The following is a 17433-nucleotide window of genomic DNA, read 5'->3' on the forward strand; positions in this document are numbered from 1 at the left end:
TAAATCTTTTACAATGAAGAAAATAATATTAACATCTGTACTCCTTCTTTTTTTATATATGAGTGGGTTTTCACAAACTTTAAACAAAGAAATACTTTGTAAAAAGTGGTATCTAGAAAAGTATGAAGTTATGTGGGTAGATTACGAACCTGATGAAAAAGAAAAGAACGATTATATTTTGCTAAAAAGTGATATGACTTATGCGAGTGTGGATGAAGGGACAAAAACATTTGGAAAATGGACTTTCAATACTGAAGAAAACTATTTTACTATGTTTAACGATAAAGGAGAGGGCATAAAAATCATTATTAATAAGCTATCAATTAATAAGATGGTTTTGAATATTGACATTAAAGAAATGGACGGTGTTGATGTTCATTATACAACAAAAAAATAATGACAGGAGAAACCCATCGCATTTTAGGATATGATTTTGCAAGAGGTCTTGCTATCATTGGAATGATATTCGTGAATTTCAAGACCGTGATGGTCGCCGAAAGTGACGCTTATTTGTATCGGTTGGTAGAATTATTATCGGGTAAAGCAGCGGCTCTTTTTGTGGTTCTTGCGGGTGTTGGTATGACTTTAATGTATCAAAGTGCAAAAGCTAAAAACGATGTTGGTAAAATAAGAAACGCAAAAATAATACTTCTAAAAAGAGCTGCATTCCTTTTTGTTGTAGGTTTGAGCTATTACTCTATTTGGCCTGGCGATATTTTACATTATTATGGCCTGTATATTCCAATAGGAGTGTTGTTTTTGTCAGTCTCACGTAAGTGGCTTCAAACACTAAGTTTTTTGTTAATAATAGCTTATTCTGCTTCCATGTTATTCTTTAATTATGAAGCAGGTTGGGATTGGAATACTTTAGAATACACAGATTTCTATACCGTAAATGGATTTTTTCAGAATTTTTTTCTGAACGGCTTTCATCCAGTTTTCCCATGGATTGCTTTTCTACTAACAGGGATTTGGATTGGAAGAATAAATTTTAATAATGTGAAGATAAGACATCGTGTAACTCTAGTTTCTCTAACACTATTTGTTGTTTTTAAAAGTATTTCAATATTTTTAATTGACACTCTAAGTCAATTATCGCCAACAGAGGCGTCAGATATCACCTATCTTTTAGGAACAACACCAATGCCCCCATTATTTTTTTATATGATTACAACGTCTAGTTTAGCTGTTTTTATTATTTCAATATCAATATACATTAGTACTAAATTATCGCATACCCTTTTTATAAAACAGATGGTAAGCACAGGGCAGCTTTCATTAAGTAATTACTTCTTTCACGTTATCATCGGAATGCTAACTATCAAATTGTTTTTTAATAAGTTAGAGTCTACATTTTCTATTGAATTTACCGTAGTTTATGCGATTGTTTTTAGCGTTGTAATTATATTTTTTTCTCATATATGGCGTATGAAATTTAAAAAAGGCCCTCTAGAGTATATAATGCGGAAAATTACAGGATGAAAGCCAGTGTACACAGCCAGGCACATTCGCAATTCGCACAAAACAATGCTAAAACCAAAAATCGCAAAAGAGTTTGTCTGTCTGCCAACGCTTTTTTTTCGACCTGAAAACAAAATCAGGATAGTGCTAAATTGAAAAATAAATGATAGAAATGAAGAAAGCCCAGCAGATAAGACAGTATATAATTCATTGCTAGTTCTAGCTTACTTACGAAAGTCCTCGCGGACTTTCTAGTCCATTTTTATTTACTAAATTAGGTGCTTAACCACGCAACTAACCATACACATCACGTTGTGCGACATTTTGACCCGTCCTGAAATAAGGCTACTTAGTTCATAATATCTACTTTGAATTTTTATGACTAAAAATAAAAAACCGTAAAGCATTATTATATAATGAATTACGGTTTTAACTAGTAGACTATATTGACTTATTCTCGAACCAATATATCAAATTATTCAAAAATATAATTGATATTTTTCCAAAATAAAAAAACCCCCAACCAAAAAAGGTTGAAGGTTCTACTGTACTCAAGGCGGGAATCGAACCCGCACGTCTTACGACATTGGATTTTGAATCCAACGTGTCTACCAATTCCACCACTTGAGCAATTTTAGGAGTACAAAAATAGAAAATAATTTCCTTCAATCAATTAAAATTAGTAGGTTTTATAGGTTACGAAGTAAAATAATTTTCTAAATTTGACCTTTAGCTAAACATCATCTATTAACCTATTAAATTACTGATAACAAATGTCATACGAAACAGAAGCCAAGATTTTCACTTGCACACAGAGTCAATATTTAGCCGAACAGATTGCAACTGCTTATGGCGTTAAGTTAGGTAATGTAATAACATCTACTTATAGCGATGGGGAATTTCAGCCTTCTTACGAAGAATCTATTAGAGGTACACGTATTTTTATAATTGGTTCTACACATCCAGGTCCAGAAAATCTTATGGAAATGTTATTAATGATTGATGCAGCTAAAAGAGCTTCTGCTAGACACATCACAGCGGTTATACCTTACTTCGGTTGGGCTAGACAAGACAGAAAAGATAAACCACGTGTACCAATTGCTGCAAAATTAGTTGCGAAAATGTTAGAAGTCGCAGGTGCTACGCGTATTATCACAATGGATTTACACGCAGATCAAATACAAGGATTTTTTGAAAAACCAGTAGACCATTTATTCGCATCTACAGTATTTTTACCATACTTAAAGAGTCTAAATTTAAGTGATTTAACAATTGCTTCTCCTGATATGGGTGGTTCTAAACGTGCTTACGCCTACTCTAAAGCACTACAAAGTGATGTAGTAATTTGTTATAAGCAACGTGCTAAAGCCAATGTAATTTCTCACATGGAACTTATCGGTGATGTTACTGGTAAAAATGTAGTCTTAGTAGATGATATGGTTGATACAGCCGGAACACTAACTAAAGCTGCAGATTTAATGATGGAACGTGGCGCTAAAAGTGTTAGAGCAATTTGTACCCACCCAATTTTATCTGGAAATGCATACGAAAGATTAGAAAATTCTAAGCTAGAAGAATTAATAGTTACTAACTCTATTCCGCTAAAACAAGAAAGTAAAAAACTTAGAGTCTTAAGTTGTGCTGACCTATTCGCAGAGGTTATGTATAATGTACACCACAACAAGTCTATTAGCAGTAAATTTGTGATGTAGATTCATCTAATTTCTTGAATTTATTTATAAAACCTCTAAACTATTTTAGACAATAGATTAGTAGCGTGAAAAAATAGAACTAAAAGTGGTATGTTTTCATATTATATTTTTAAATTTGCACCCCTCAAAATGAGGGAATTAATAATTTTTAAATAACAATTTCAAAAATGAAATCAATTTCAATTAACGGATCTCAAAGAGAAAGCGTAGGCAAAAAACCAACAAAAGCCTTACGTAATGCTGGTCAGGTTCCTTGCGTTATATACGGAGGAGACAAGCCATTACATTTCTCAGCACCAGAACTGGCCTTTTCTAAACTTGTATATACAGCTAGCGCGCATACAGTTGTAATTGCCTTAGATAATGGTGAAGAATACAATGCTATTATGCAAGATATTCAGTTTCACCCAGTAACAGATAGAATCACACACATCGATTTCTATCAGATTTTCGATAACAAATCCATCTCTATGGAAATTCCTACTCAAATTGTAGGTTCTTCTAAAGGTGTAATGAATGGTGGTAACTTAAGAAGACCTTTTCGTAAGCTTAAAGTAAAGGCGATACCTTCTAAACTTCCAGATTTTATTGAAATCGATATTACAGAACTAAAAATTGGTAGTAAACTTTACATTACTGAGTTAGAGAATGAAGATTACACATTCTTACACCCAGAAAATACTGTTGTTTGTCAAGTAAGACGTAGTAGATTAGCTATTGTTGATGACGAAGAAGGTGAAGAAGGTGAAGCAGGTGAAGCAGGTGATGTACCAGCAACTAGTCAAACAGACGAGGCTGCAGAATAATAAAAGATAAAAACCTATTTCAAATATTTAAAAAGCATTCTATTTATAGGATGCTTTTTCTATTTTTACAAAAACCAAGAAGTGCACAATGTGTAAGTTTTTTAAAAAATGGTTCGGTTTTAGTAATATAACAGAACTAACAGAAGAAGACAAAATGAAAAAATTCTTAATTGTTGGCTTAGGAAACTTAGGTGAAAAGTACGCAGATACTAGGCATAATATTGGCTTTAAAATATTAGATTATTTAGCTGATAGTAATGATGTCTCTTTTGTAACTTTAAAACTTGGTGATATTTCAACGCTAAAAATTAAAGGTCGAAGTTTGGTTCTACTAAAACCAAATACCTACATGAATTTAAGTGGTAAAGCCATAAAATACTGGTTAGAAAAAGAAAAAATACCTCTAGAGAATTTATTAGTAATAACGGACGACCTCAACCTTCCTTTTGGAGCATTGCGATTAAAAATTAAAGGTAGTGATGGAGGTCATAATGGTTTAAAAGACACACAAGACAAATTACAAACCACTAAGTATAATCGGTTTAGATTTGGTATTAGTGATGAATTTAGTAAAGGACGACAAGTAGATTATGTGCTTGGAGAATGGTCAGACGAAGAAAACTCTAAATTAAAAGAACGCCTTAACGTCTCTGCTGAAGTTATAAAATCTTTTGCGTTAGCAGGTGTAAACAATACTATGAATCAATTTAATGGTAAATAAAATGTAACTTTGCTTTTAGATAGAATTTAACATAACAATACGATAAATTTGATTGTGAAATCAGCAAAAGTAGTCACTATCGGTACCTTTGATGGCGTACATATTGGTCATCAAAAAATCATCAAAAGAGTAATTAAGCTTGCTGAACAACAAGGTTTTGAACCTGTGGTTTTAACGCTGTTTCCTCACCCAAGAATGGTACTTCAAAAAGACGATTCTATTAAACTATTGCATACTATTGACGAGCGTATAGACATACTCAAAGCCATGGGTATTAAGTATGTCATCGTTAAAAATTTCACTAAAGAATTCTCCAATCTTTCTGCTCAAGATTATGTAAAATCTATTTTAGTTGATGAGCTTAACACCAAACAAATAGTTATAGGTTATGACCATCATTTTGGTAAAAATAGAAGTGCTAACATCACAGATTTAAAAGGTTTTGCTGAAATTTATGGTTTTAAAGTCGAAGAAATTTCTGCTCAAGATATAAAAGACGTTACTGTAAGCTCAACAAAAATAAGAAGCGCTTTAACAAGCGGAGAAGTAGATTTAGCCAATGCATATTTGGGCTATAATTATTTTATAACTGGTACCGTTGTTAAAGGTAAAGGTTTGGGCAGAACTATTAATTTTCCAACAGCAAACATTCAGATAAAGGAATCATATAAACTCATTCCCAATGATGGTGTTTATATTATTAAATCCCATTATAAAGAAAAAAGTCTTTTCGGAATGATGAACATCGGAACTAACCCAACAGTTAATGGTAAAATACGTTCTATAGAAGTTAACTTTTTTAATTTTAATACAGATATTTATAATGCTGAATTAAAGATTGAATTTTTAAAACGTCTACGAAGTGAGAAAAAATTCGAAAATCTTGAAGCTCTAAAACAGCAATTAAAAATCGATAAAGACAACGCCTTAGAATTCTTAAATGCATAAATTTTTATTTAAACATATCGATAATTCTGGTCTTATAATTTTTAGGATCTTTTTCGGATTATTATGCTTTCTTGAATCTGCAGGTGCAGTAGTTACGGGTTGGGTAAAACGCACCCTAATAGATCCTGAATTTACCTTTTCATTTATTGGTTTCGAATGGTTGCAACCACTTCCTGGAAATTGGATGTATGTCTATTACATAGTCATGAGTGTTTTTGGGTTACTAATTATGGTAGGTTATAAATACCGATTTAGCATGTTTATGTTTGCGATAATGTGGACAGCCACTTATTTAATGCAAAAATCATCTTATAACAATCACTACTATCTATTATTCCTTTTAAGCTTTTTAATGGTAGTGTTACCTGCACATCGCTACGCTTCTATTGATGTTAAATTAAACCCTAAGCTAAAACGTGTATCAATGCCAAATTGGTGTAAATGGCTTTTTGTAATACAGCTATTCATTTTATACACCTATGCTTCTGCTGCTAAATTTTACCCAGATTGGTTAGATAGTTCTGTAGTTGCTTTATTAATGAGAAATAAGGCTGATTACCCATTGATTGGTGAACTTCTGCAAAACTCTACGACACATTATTTAATAGCTTATGGAGGCATTTTGTTTGATGGTTTAATTATACCGCTTCTACTTTTTAAACAAACACGTAAATATGCATTTTTTGCATCTATATTTTTTCATCTGTTTAATTCTATTGTCTTTCAAATAGGCATTTTCCCATATCTATCTTTGGCGTTTAGCTTATTCTTTTTCGATGCAAAAACCATAAAAGATTTGTTCTTAAAACAAAAGCCTTACTATACTGCAGATGAAGTTAAAATACCAAAATATAATAATCTTTTAGTTTCATTATTTGTAGTTTATTTTCTTATTCATATCGCATTACCACTAAGACACTATTATTTTGAAGACGATGTGTTATGGACAGAAGAAGGGCACAGGTTATCTTGGAGAATGATGCTACGTGCTAAAAGCGGACAAACTACATTTTCAGTTATTGATAAAGCAACAGGCAATACTATTCCTATTAATATAAATGACTACCTCACCAAGAAGCAACAACGTGGTGCAAGTACAAAACCAGATATAATTTGGCAGTTTGCACAACATTTAAAACAAGATTTTGCAAAAAAAGGTAAATCTGTAAAAGTATATGTAAGGGCTTATGTAAGCATTAATGGCAAAGCATCTAAAAAGCTCATAGACCCAAAAGTTGACTTAGCAAATGTACCTTGGCAACACTTTAAGCATAGCGATTGGTTATTACCTTCAAAATAGCATCCTTTTAATTTTTATACGTATAAAATCTTAGTACTTTTGTTGCTTGTTTTTACTACGCTAATAGGCGTAAAATCCAATTTACAGATATGTTACAAGTTGCTTTTATTAGAGACCACAAAGAGGCTATTATTGAGCGTTTAGCTAAACGAAATATCGATGCCACAGAGATGATAAACGATGTTATTAATTTAGATGAAGACCGAAGAGCGCTTCAAACTAAATTAGATAATACAAAAGCCGAATCTAATACCCTTTCTAAAGAAATCGGAAATTTATTTAAGTCTGGCGAAGCTCAAAAAGCAACTATTTTAAAAGAAAAAACAACACAACTTAAAGAAACGACTAAACTATTAGAACAAGAATTTAACGAAAAGGTCGAAGCACTAAACGAGTTATTATATCGTATTCCTAACGTGCCTAATCCAATTGTGCCTTCAGGAAATACTGATGAAGATAATGAGGAAACATATAGAGAAGGAGATATACCAACATTACACGAAGGTGCTCTACCACATTGGGAGCTAGCTAAAAAATATGATATTATTGATTTTGAATTAGGTAATAAGATAACAGGAGCAGGTTTCCCAGTCTATAAAGGTAAAGGAGCAAGATTACAGCGTGCACTAATTGCTTATTTTTTAGATAAAAATACTGAAGCTGGTTATACAGAATATCAATTACCGCATTTGGTGAATGAAGCCTCAGGATTTGGAACTGGGCAACTACCGGACAAAGAAGGCCAAATGTATCATGTTACAGCAGATAACTTATACTTAATTCCGACGGCCGAAGTTCCTGCAACAAATATTTTTAGAGATACACTTTTAAACGAAGCAGATTTACCAATTACTATTACAGGCTATACTCCTTGTTTTAGACGCGAAGCAGGTAGTTATGGAGCACATGTTAGAGGGTTAAATCGATTACATCAATTTGATAAGGTAGAAATATTACGTGTTGAGCATCCTGATAATTCTTATGATGCTTTAGATGGAATGGTAGAACATGTGAAAAATATATTAGTAGAGCTAAAGTTACCGTACAGAATCTTAAGACTTTGTGGTGGTGATTTAGGATTTACAGCAGCTTTAACTTACGATTTTGAAGTGTTCTCAACAGCACAAAATCGTTGGTTAGAAATTTCTTCTATTTCTAATTTTGAAACATTCCAAGCAAATCGCTTAAAATTACGCTTCAAAAACAATGATGGTAAAAACGAATTATGCCATACTTTAAACGGAAGCTCTTTAGCATTACCTAGAGTTTTAGCAGGCATTTTAGAAAACTATCAGACCGAAAATGGTATTAAAATCCCTGAGGTTTTAGTCCCATATACCGGTTTTGACATGATTTCTTAATTTCATTTTAAACGCATATTTCACGTGTTTTGTTAAAATTTTATGTTTTTTGTCGATTTTTTAAGCATTTCTTCGTTTATTTTAATTATTTTAGTCAAGTTAGTAATCCCAACCTATCAATCAGTAGACCTAAATATGAAAAATTTAAAACGAATAATAGTACTCGTTTTATTAGTTGTTATAGTAACTAAAGTTTTATTTTAACTAAAACCAACAAGTACATTATAAAAAACCGAGACAGAATAACTGAATCATTTATAACATATAATGGTTAATAGCACATTTATTTTGCTGGTGAAAATGCCTAAACTTTAAGTTTGGGCATTTTTTTATAAAAACATTCACAATATCTACTTGTAGTAAATGTTATATTTACAAAAACACATACATGCAAAAAACGCTTTTAATACTGCTTATACTTTTAGGGTTTAGTTTTACTCAGGCTCAAAATAGTGAGGTCTTAGCAGATAGCTATTACAAACGTGGAGAATTTAAAAAAGCATTAGTTATCTACCAAAATTTATATAAAAAGGAAAAATACAACTCAAAATATCTTTATAAAATTATTGAAACTCACCAGCAACTAGAGCAATTTGATAAAGCTGAAACTCTACTTACTGAAAAATTATCAAAACAAAATAGTCCACTATTACTTATAGAGCTTGGTTATAATTTTCAGCTCAAAGACAGCATCATAAAAGCCGAAAAACTATATGATTCAGCTATTGCCTTTATAGATGAAAGACCAAATTACATTTATAGTATAGCTAAAAAATTTGAAGACCACTCATTATTAGAGCAAGCAATTCGTGTCTACGACAAAGGCAAACTTCTAACACCAGATAAAGATTATAGTATTCAGTTGGCACGTATTTACGGAGACCAAGGAAATATAGAACAAATGTTTGCAAATTATGTAGACTATATAGCCTACAGACCAAATTACCTTAACAATATTAAACGTGCTGTTAGCGACTTTATATCTGAAAATAAATCTAACGAAAACAACATTTACTTAAGGCGTTTACTATTAAAAAAATTACAGCAACAACCCGAAATACATTGGTACAAAATGCTGAGTTGGTTGTACGTTCAAGAGAAAGCTTATAACAAATCATTCATTCAAGAAAAAGCACTTTACAGACGTAATCCAGAAAGTTTAGATCGTATTACAGAGTTGGCGATTACAGCTTTAGATGATAATGATGACGTGACCTCTAAATCTATTTTTAATTACATTTTAGAAACAACACAAGATGCAACTACTGCTTTAATAGCACACCAATATATTTTAGAAATTGATACTAAAAATACATCCGAAAAAGAATTAAAACGTATTGATGAAACCTACAATAAGTTATTTAGCGATTTCGGAAAATCTGAATTAACCATACCATTGCAACTGGCTTATGGTAACTTTTTAGCATTCTATAAAAAGGATACTAAAGCAGCAACAGCTTTTTTACGTGAAAGTTTGAAATTAAATATTTCTGAATTTCAAGAAGGTAAAGTGAAATTACTATTAGCTGATATTTTAGTGTTGCAAGAAAAATTTAATGAAGCACTTATTTTTTACTCTCAAATTCAAATGAATTTAAAGAATAGTGTAATGTCTCAAGAAGCACGTTTTAAAGTGGCAAAAACGAGCTATTATAAAGGTGATTTTGATTGGGCAGAATCGCAACTAAAAATCCTTAAATCTTCAACATCGCAACTCATTGCCAATGATGCCTTAGATTTAAAACTATTAATTTCGGATAATAAGTACGAAGACAGCACACAAACCGCATTAAAGTATTATGCTAAAGCAGATTTATATGACTTTCAGAATAAAACAGATAATGCTATTTCACTTTTAGACAAAATATTACAAGAACATAAAGGTGAAAGCATAACAGACCAAGCATTATATAAACAAGCTAAGCTCTTTGAGAAGAAGAAACTTTACGCTAAAGCCGAAGCAAATTATTTAGAGATTATCAAAGATTACGGAGAGGATATTTTAGCAGACGATGCGCACTACTATTTAGCAGAATTGTATAATACTCATTTAGTAAAGCCAGAAGATGCAAAACAACTTTACGAAAAAATCATCTTTGAGTTTGAAGACAGTATTTACTTTATTGAAGCTCGAAAGAAATTTAGAATGCTTAGAGGCGATACAATTAATTAGACTCTAATTCATACTTTTGTCTAACTACTAATACTTCTTATACTAATTCCTGTAAAATGATCATATACAACGTAACCGTAAACTTAGATAAAACCATTACTAAAGAATGGTTAGAGTGGATAAAAGAACACATTCCCCAAGTATTGGCAACAGGTAAATTTAAAGAAGCCAAACTAACTAAAGTTTTGGTGGAAGATGATGAAGCAGACACCTATTCCATTCAATACAGAGCACATTCTAGAGAAGCTTTAGATGCTTATTATGCAGAAGATGCAGAACGTTTAAAAAAAGACGGATTAGTCCGTTTTGCAGATAAAATGTTAGCCTTTAGGACAGAGTTAGAAATCGTAGATGAATTCGCCGTAAATTTTAATTAATACGTAATGAAAACTAACGAAATCATATATAGCAATAGAGTAAAACTAAGATACGTTAGTATACTTTTAGTCATAGTTGGTGGTATTATTAGTTACCTTTATTACGGTACTGAACCGCATGAAACTATAGGTGGTTTTCTTTGTGGTTTTGGACTAGCATCCTTTTTAATCTTCCTATCTTTAAAAAAACCTCAAAACCAATCTTAATTCGTGGCAAATCAACATCAAGTAAGAGCAAAAAAACATTTAGGTCAACACTTTTTAGAAGATGAGTCTATTGCACAAGATATTGCAGATAGCCTTTCTTTTAAAGGTTACAATGATATATTAGAGATTGGCCCAGGAATGGGAGTATTAACCAAGTACCTTCTAGAAAAAGATACCACAACACACGTTATTGAGATTGATACGGAATCTGTTGAGTATCTTAAAAATAATTATTTAAATCTCGCTGACAGAATCATAGAAAAAGACTTTTTAAAGTGCGATTTAAGCCTTGTTTTTGAGGACAAACCTTTTGCTATCATTGGTAATTTTCCGTATAATATATCTTCTCAAATTCTATTTAAAACCTTAGAGTTACGTCATCAAATTCCTGAGTTTTCTGGTATGTTTCAAAAAGAAGTTGCGTTACGTATATGCTCTAAAGAAGGCTCTAAAGTCTATGGGATTTTATCTGTTTTAACGCAAGCATTTTATGATGCAGAATATCTTTTTACAGTACCACCAACCGTTTTTAATCCGCCACCGAGAGTAGATTCTGGTGTTCTTTTTCTAAAACGAAAAAAAAACTTTAAACTCCCTTGCGACGAAAAACTATTTTTTAGAGTTGTAAAAACAGGTTTTCAGCAACGTAGAAAAACGCTTCGTAATAGTTTAAAAACATTCAATCTGTCGGATAATTTAAAAGCAAATACTATATTTGGACAACGACCAGAACAATTGAGTGTTGCTCAGTTTATTGAACTGACACTCTTAATTGAAAACGATCAAAACTAAAGGCTTTATCATTTCTAGTAGTTTGAAAACATCATTTTAAACATGAGGTGAAAAACATAAGAGAATCTAGTGGAAGAAATTCAAGATAAAATACAATTTCAGCTTTCTAATGAACTCATAGAAAAAGTAGAAATTCTTGTCGAAGACTATAACGACAATGAACTCAAATTACTTCTAAATGAATATCATTACGCAGATATTGCCGAAATTTTAGATGAACTAGATGTTGATGCTGCTGTCTATATTATTAAACTTTTAGATTCTGGTCTAACATCAGATATCTTAATGGAACTCGATGAGGACAATCGAGAAGACATTCTAAAAAATCTTTCTGCTAAAGAAATAGCAGAAGAGGTTGAAGAATTAGATACCGATGATGCTGCTGATATCATCGCAGAATTACCTGAAGATAGACAGGCAGAAGTCATTTCTAAAATTGAAGATGAAGAACATCGAGAAGAAATTACTGAGCTCCTTACCTACGATAACGATACTGCTGGTAGCCTTATGGCTAAAGAATTAGTTAAGGTTTATGAAACTTGGACAGTTGCTGGCTGTTTACGCAGAATAAGAGGCCAGGCAAAAGAAGTTACCAGAGTACATTCTATTTATGTCGTAGACAAAGAAGAAAAGCTTATTGGCCGTTTATCATTAAAAGATTTAATAGTTGCCAAAAGTGATCAAAAAATAGCCGAAATCTCCAATAGCAATGTTGATTATGTCAATGTTACTGAAGATGTTGAAGACGTTGCTAAAATTATGGCAAAATATGATTTAGAAGCTATTCCTGTAGTTGACGAAAATCAAACACTTCTAGGTCGAATTACTATTGATGATATCGTAGATGTTTTAAGGGAAGAAGCGGAAAAAGATTATCAATTAGCAGCTGGTATTACACAAGATGTAGAAGCGGATGACAGTATTTTAGAGCTTACACGTGCAAGATTACCTTGGTTATTTTTAGGTTTAATTGGCGGAATAGGAGCTTTTATAATAATGTATTATTTTGAAGAGAGCTTACCTAAAGAAGCTGTTATCTTGTTCTTATTTACACCGTTAATTGCGGCTATGGCTGGTAACGTTGGTGTACAATCTAGTGCAATAATTGTGCAAGGTCTAGCAAATGACGATGTTAAAGGAAGTATTAATACGCGTCTTATAAAAGAAATGCTCTTGGCAGCTTTAAATGGAATTATTCTTTCTTTATTCCTTTTTCTGTTTGTATTTGCTTGGGAACAAGAATTTAAATTGGCTCTTGCCATATCTGTATCGTTAGTCGTTGTAATAATCATAGCCGGTCTAATCGGTACGTTTATCCCTTTATTTTTAGATAAAAGAGGTATAGACCCAGCAATAGCAACAGGTCCTTTTATTACAACAAGTAATGATATTTTGGGAATTCTACTCTATTTCTGGATTGCCAAACTTATATTAGGATTCTAAAAAGATTTACTTTTGTAACTTTACAGTATGAAGGCATTAAACATTACCGAAAAATTTACAAAATTTAGTAAAAACTGGCATCCACATCAGGTAGCTATCGTCGATGACATGCAAGTCATTCTTGCCAAATTAAAAGGTGAGTTTGTTTGGCATAGTCATGATAATGAGGATGAACTATTTCAAGTTGTAAAAGGCACATTATACATGCAATTTAGAGACAAAACTGAAGTGATTAGTGAAGGTGAAATAATTGTTGTACCAAAAGGTGTGGAACATAATCCTACTACAAAGAATGATGAAGAAGTCCATGTGCTTTTATTTGAGAAATTAAATACAGCACATACAGGAAATGTGAAACACGAACGCACACAAACCGAATATCCAAAAATATAAGCTTGGATGCTGAACTTGTTTGAGGATCTTATTCACTAAATTAACTTTTCAAAGATTGCTGCCTTAGCATAACATAAGCATGAAAATTCTTCACCTAGACTCAAACCACCCTCTACTCTTAAATCAACTCAGCGATTTAGGCTATACAAATCATAAAGATTACACAGCTTCTAAATCAGAAATTGAAGCTAAAATATCAAATTATGATGGCTTAATTATTCGTAGTCGCTTCTCTATTGATAAACAATTTTTAGACGCAGCAAAAAACCTAAAATTTATAGGACGTGTTGGTGCAGGTTTAGAAAACATCGATTGTGATTACGCTGAACAAAAAGGTGTTTATCTCATCTCTGCTCCTGAAGGTAACAGAAATGCGGTTGGCGAGCATGCCCTAGGCATGTTGTTGTCTCTATTCAATAAACTAAATAAGGCAGATAAAGAAGTACGTGAAGGTAAATGGTTACGCGAAGATAATCGCGGATTAGAATTAGACGGGAAAACTGTTGGGCTTATTGGTTATGGTAATATGGGAAAAGCCTTTGCAAAAAAACTAAAAGGTTTTGATGTCGATGTTTTATGTTATGATATTAAACCAAATCTTGGAGATAAAAATGCCAAGCAAATATCTATAGAAGAACTTCAAGAAAAAGCAGATGTTTTAAGTTTACACACACCTCAAACTCCACTGACCCTGAATATGGTGAATTCAGAATTCATCACTAATTTCAAAAAACCGTTTTGGCTCATTAATACAGCACGTGGAAAAAGTGTGGTAACCGAAGATTTAGTTGAAGCATTAAAATCTGGTAAAATTCTGGGAGCTGGACTCGATGTTTTAGAATATGAAAAATCATCATTCGAAAATTTATTTGCTTCAGACAATATGCCAGAAGCATTTAGATACTTAATAAAATCAGATAATGTATTACTTACACCACATGTTGCTGGTTGGACTATTGAAAGTAATAGGAAGCTATCTCAAACTATAGTAGATAAGATTAAAGCAAAATTTTGGTAAATTTATAGTATGAAGAAAACCATTCTCGTTTTTGGATTCCTCATTTTAGCATTGCTATTACTATTTCAGTTTAGTAAATACCGTTTCATTAGTGGCGATTTACAAATTGAATACATAATGGGATTTATAGCTATTACCTTTTTGGGTTTAGGGTTATTTATAAATAAAAGAACTAAAAAGAGAATACCCGTTTCTAATCATAAAATAGATTTAGATAAAGTTAAAGAATTAGGCCTAAGTAAACGTGAGTACGAAGTTTTAAAAGAAGTAGCCCTTGGTTTATCTAATCAAGAAATTGCGGAGAAATTATTTGTTTCAGAAAGCACTATAAAAACACACGTATCTAACCTTCTATTAAAGTTAGATGCTAAGCGACGTACACAAGCTATCCAAATTTCAAAAAACCTAAATATCATATAATTTAGTAGCTTTACAACTATAGTATTAACTATTTGGTACTTTAGTATGAGCCTTCAAAATTACCTTATTACTACTTTTGACCAACTAATTAAAATAGAACTAGAAATGAAAAACACGGTAATTAAATTTGGTATGTACAGTAGTATTTTACTAGTTATTCTCTTTGGAATTTCATTTATATTTGAAGACCAAATGAACTTCTCTGTAAGTGAAATTTTTGGGTATGTAACAATAGTCTTGTCTTTGTCCTTTGTCTATTTTGGAATAAAAAATTATCGTGACGCTGTAAATAATGGATCTATAAGTTTAGTAAAAGCTCTAAAACTAGGTGTTTTGATAACCTTGTTTACATCTATTACTTTTGGTCTAATTAATGTTTTCTATATAGAAATTATTAACCCAGAGTTTACAAATGAGTATTATGACTATTCTATTGAAAAGTACAGAGATAGTCTTCCTGCAAAAGAGTTTGAAACTAAACTTAAAGAATTAAAGTCTCAAAAGGATTTATTTAAAAATCCATTGGTCAATTTTAGTATAATGGGATTAACTGTATTTGTCATAGGTTTTATTATATCTTTAATTTCAGGATTAATTCTACAACGTAAAAATTAACCCTAACTATAGCATCAACAGCTACAACACTAGAGGGTTATATTAGTCAACTTCCCGAAGACAGGCAACAAGTAATCACCAAATTAAATATCCTTATGCATTAATTGAAGAACTAAAGTTTAATTAAAAAGAGGCCTGCTTTCGCAGGAAGTAAATATGAAAAAACGAGTAACAGGTATTGGTGGTTTATTTTTTAAAACTAAGGATCCAAAAGCTTCAAAAGATTGGTATAATAAACACTTAGGATTTAATACAGACGATTATGGCTGTACCTTTTGGTGGAAAGACAAAGATGGTAACGATTGTTCTACACAATGGAGTCCATTCGCAGAAGACACTAAATATTATGAGCCTTCAAAAAAGGACTTTATGTTTAATTATCGTGTTGAAAATTTACAAGAATTATTAGTGACTTTAAAGGAAGAAGGTGTCACAGTAATAGGAGAAATGGAAGAGTACGATTACGGAAAGTTTGGTTGGATACTAGATAACGATGGTAATAAGATAGAACTCTGGGAACCAATAGATAAAGCTTTTAAATAATACTGTAACTATTTTATAGATTCTTATACTTATAATTAAACAACAATAATCATGGCAGACAATACTAACAATAATTTAAAAGACAACTTAGACAACGCAAAACAACACACTAAAGATGTTGTTAATGACGCTGTAGATTCAGTTTCGGATAACACAACTACATTAAAAGAAAATGCGTCTGAGGCTTTTGATACTGCAAAAGAAAAAGCTAGTGAACTTGCAAATGATGCTAAAGAAGTCTTAGGAAATGCAAAAGAAAAAGCATCCGAATTCGCAGATCAAGCGAGTGAGAAATTAAGTGAGTTTACAGATTCGGCTAAAGAAAGCGCTTCAGGATTTGCTGAAGATGCTAAGGGAACTTATACAGAAACAAAGGCAAAAGCTAAAGAGTTTGCTGGAGAAGCAAGTGAAAAATTTAGTGAATTTGCAGATGAAGCTAAAGAAAAAGCGTCTGAGTTTGCCGAGGCAGCAGAAGATAAATTTGAAGATTTTACAGAGGACGCAAAAGAGTCTTACACAGAAACTAAAGAAAAGACTAAAGGCTTTTTTCAAAAGTTGTTCGGTAAAAAATAAAAGCATATTGCGCATTTTTACTAACTTTAACTGATAACCAAAACAAAAAACTATGGCAGACGACACTAAAGATTTAGGAGATGACCTTAACGACATGTTAGGAGATGCTAAAGATGGAGCTAAAAAAGCTGCGGATAAAATGAGTGAAAAAGCTAGTGAACTAGCAGATGATGCTAAAGAATTAGCTAGCGAAGCTAAAGAAAAAGCGTCTGAATTTGCTGGTGAAGCGAAAGAAAGTGCTAAAGAATTTAGCGAGAGTGCTAAAGAAACATTTAATAATGTTACTGGTGATAATAAAAAGGTTTTAGCAGGTGTATTAGGAAGTTTAGGAGTACACAAATTTATATTAGGTTATAATAAAGAAGGTGCTATTTTATTAAGCTTATGGATTATAGGAGCAATTTTAACATGCGTTGGGATAGGTATTTTATTAATATGGGCACTTGGCTTAGTAGGTCTTATTGAAGGTGTAATTTACCTAACAAAATCTGACGAAGAATTCTATAACACCTACCAAGTTGGAAAGAAACCTTGGTTTTAAAAACTATAAATTATAAAATGAATAGCCCA

Annotated in this window: 20 protein-coding genes and 1 tRNA gene; 20 read left to right on the plus strand and 1 reads right to left on the minus strand. The window is 31.9% G+C overall.

Features of this window, described 5'->3' with window-relative positions; translation table 11 throughout:
- The first annotated feature begins 13 nt into the window (after positions 1-13).
- Positions 14-397 carry a lipocalin family protein gene (locus tag B2U95_RS13235; RefSeq protein ID WP_296317012.1) on the plus strand — a complete coding sequence of 128 codons (384 nt, stop codon included), beginning with the start codon at positions 14-16 and terminating at the stop codon, positions 395-397.
- Complete coding sequence (locus B2U95_RS13240) at positions 397-1482, plus strand: DUF418 domain-containing protein (RefSeq protein WP_296317013.1); 1086 nt, start codon at positions 397-399, stop codon at positions 1480-1482. Before B2U95_RS13235 ends, B2U95_RS13240 begins: the two co-directional genes overlap by 1 nt.
- A gap of 527 nt (positions 1483-2009) precedes the next feature.
- Here B2U95_RS13240 and B2U95_RS13245 read toward each other — a convergent pair.
- Positions 2010-2091: transfer RNA gene (locus B2U95_RS13245), tRNA-Leu, on the minus strand.
- A 143-nt stretch (positions 2092-2234) separates the two neighbouring features.
- Here B2U95_RS13245 and B2U95_RS13250 point away from each other — a divergent pair.
- The 18 genes from B2U95_RS13250 to B2U95_RS13335 all read left to right on the plus strand — a co-directional run bounded on the left by B2U95_RS13250 (position 2235) and on the right by B2U95_RS13335 (position 17404).
- Positions 2235-3173: a ribose-phosphate pyrophosphokinase gene (locus tag B2U95_RS13250; protein ID WP_296317014.1), complete on the plus strand. Its 939-nt coding sequence runs from the start codon at positions 2235-2237 to the stop codon at positions 3171-3173.
- 167 nt (positions 3174-3340) lie between these two features.
- Positions 3341-3979 (plus strand): 50S ribosomal protein L25/general stress protein Ctc, encoded by a 639-nt coding sequence (locus B2U95_RS13255; RefSeq protein ID WP_296317015.1) that lies wholly within the window; start codon positions 3341-3343, stop codon positions 3977-3979.
- Between the two features lie 88 nt (positions 3980-4067).
- Entirely contained in the window at positions 4068-4700 is a 633-nt protein-coding gene (gene pth, locus B2U95_RS13260; RefSeq protein ID WP_296317016.1) for an aminoacyl-tRNA hydrolase, read from the plus strand.
- A 54-nt stretch (positions 4701-4754) separates the two neighbouring features.
- The gene (locus B2U95_RS13265) at positions 4755-5648 is read left to right on the plus strand and encodes a bifunctional riboflavin kinase/FAD synthetase (RefSeq protein ID WP_339614199.1); all 894 of its coding nucleotides are present in this window, start codon (positions 4755-4757) and stop codon (positions 5646-5648) included.
- Positions 5641-6948, plus strand: a complete 1308-nt coding sequence (locus tag B2U95_RS13270) for an HTTM domain-containing protein (protein WP_296317018.1) — start codon at positions 5641-5643, stop codon at positions 6946-6948. The genes B2U95_RS13265 and B2U95_RS13270 overlap by 8 nt, the downstream gene beginning before the upstream one ends.
- 89 nt (positions 6949-7037) lie before the next feature.
- Complete coding sequence (serS, locus tag B2U95_RS13275; protein ID WP_296317019.1) at positions 7038-8309, plus strand: serine--tRNA ligase; 1272 nt, start codon at positions 7038-7040, stop codon at positions 8307-8309.
- A 388-nt stretch (positions 8310-8697) separates the two neighbouring features.
- Positions 8698-10482, plus strand: coding sequence for a tetratricopeptide repeat protein (locus B2U95_RS13280; RefSeq protein WP_296317020.1), 1785 nt, complete (start codon positions 8698-8700; stop codon positions 10480-10482).
- A 56-nt stretch (positions 10483-10538) separates the two neighbouring features.
- Complete coding sequence (locus B2U95_RS13285) at positions 10539-10859, plus strand: DUF4286 family protein (protein ID WP_296317021.1); 321 nt, start codon at positions 10539-10541, stop codon at positions 10857-10859.
- Positions 10860-10865: 6 nt separating this feature from the next.
- Positions 10866-11066: a hypothetical protein gene (locus B2U95_RS13290; protein ID WP_296317022.1), complete on the plus strand. Its 201-nt coding sequence runs from the start codon at positions 10866-10868 to the stop codon at positions 11064-11066.
- A gap of 3 nt (positions 11067-11069) precedes the next feature.
- Positions 11070-11858 carry a 16S rRNA (adenine(1518)-N(6)/adenine(1519)-N(6))-dimethyltransferase RsmA gene (rsmA, locus tag B2U95_RS13295; RefSeq protein ID WP_296317023.1) on the plus strand — a complete coding sequence of 263 codons (789 nt, stop codon included), beginning with the start codon at positions 11070-11072 and terminating at the stop codon, positions 11856-11858.
- A 69-nt stretch (positions 11859-11927) separates the two neighbouring features.
- On the plus strand, positions 11928-13301 hold the full coding sequence (mgtE, locus tag B2U95_RS13300) for a magnesium transporter (RefSeq protein WP_296317024.1): 1374 nt from the start codon (positions 11928-11930) through the stop codon (positions 13299-13301).
- A gap of 27 nt (positions 13302-13328) precedes the next feature.
- Positions 13329-13694, plus strand: coding sequence for a cupin domain-containing protein (locus B2U95_RS13305; RefSeq protein WP_296317025.1), 366 nt, complete (start codon positions 13329-13331; stop codon positions 13692-13694).
- A 79-nt stretch (positions 13695-13773) separates the two neighbouring features.
- Positions 13774-14712 carry a 2-hydroxyacid dehydrogenase gene (locus B2U95_RS13310; RefSeq protein WP_296317026.1) on the plus strand — a complete coding sequence of 313 codons (939 nt, stop codon included), beginning with the start codon at positions 13774-13776 and terminating at the stop codon, positions 14710-14712.
- Between the two features lie 9 nt (positions 14713-14721).
- Positions 14722-15132 (plus strand): response regulator transcription factor, encoded by a 411-nt coding sequence (locus tag B2U95_RS13315; RefSeq protein ID WP_296317027.1) that lies wholly within the window; start codon positions 14722-14724, stop codon positions 15130-15132.
- Between the two features lie 105 nt (positions 15133-15237).
- Positions 15238-15747, plus strand: a complete 510-nt coding sequence (locus tag B2U95_RS13320) for a DUF4199 domain-containing protein (RefSeq protein ID WP_296317028.1) — start codon at positions 15238-15240, stop codon at positions 15745-15747.
- 156 nt (positions 15748-15903) lie between these two features.
- Positions 15904-16290, plus strand: a complete 387-nt coding sequence (locus tag B2U95_RS13325; protein WP_296317029.1) for a VOC family protein — start codon at positions 15904-15906, stop codon at positions 16288-16290.
- Positions 16291-16341: 51 nt separating this feature from the next.
- Positions 16342-16863 carry a YtxH domain-containing protein gene (locus B2U95_RS13330; RefSeq protein WP_296317030.1) on the plus strand — a complete coding sequence of 174 codons (522 nt, stop codon included), beginning with the start codon at positions 16342-16344 and terminating at the stop codon, positions 16861-16863.
- 52 nt (positions 16864-16915) lie between these two features.
- The gene (locus tag B2U95_RS13335) at positions 16916-17404 is read left to right on the plus strand and encodes a hypothetical protein (RefSeq protein ID WP_296317031.1); all 489 of its coding nucleotides are present in this window, start codon (positions 16916-16918) and stop codon (positions 17402-17404) included.
- The last annotated feature ends 29 nt before the right edge of the window (positions 17405-17433 follow it).

It is taken from the genome of Winogradskyella sp. UBA3174 (assembly GCF_002364335.1).
Classification (GTDB): domain Bacteria; phylum Bacteroidota; class Bacteroidia; order Flavobacteriales; family Flavobacteriaceae; genus Winogradskyella.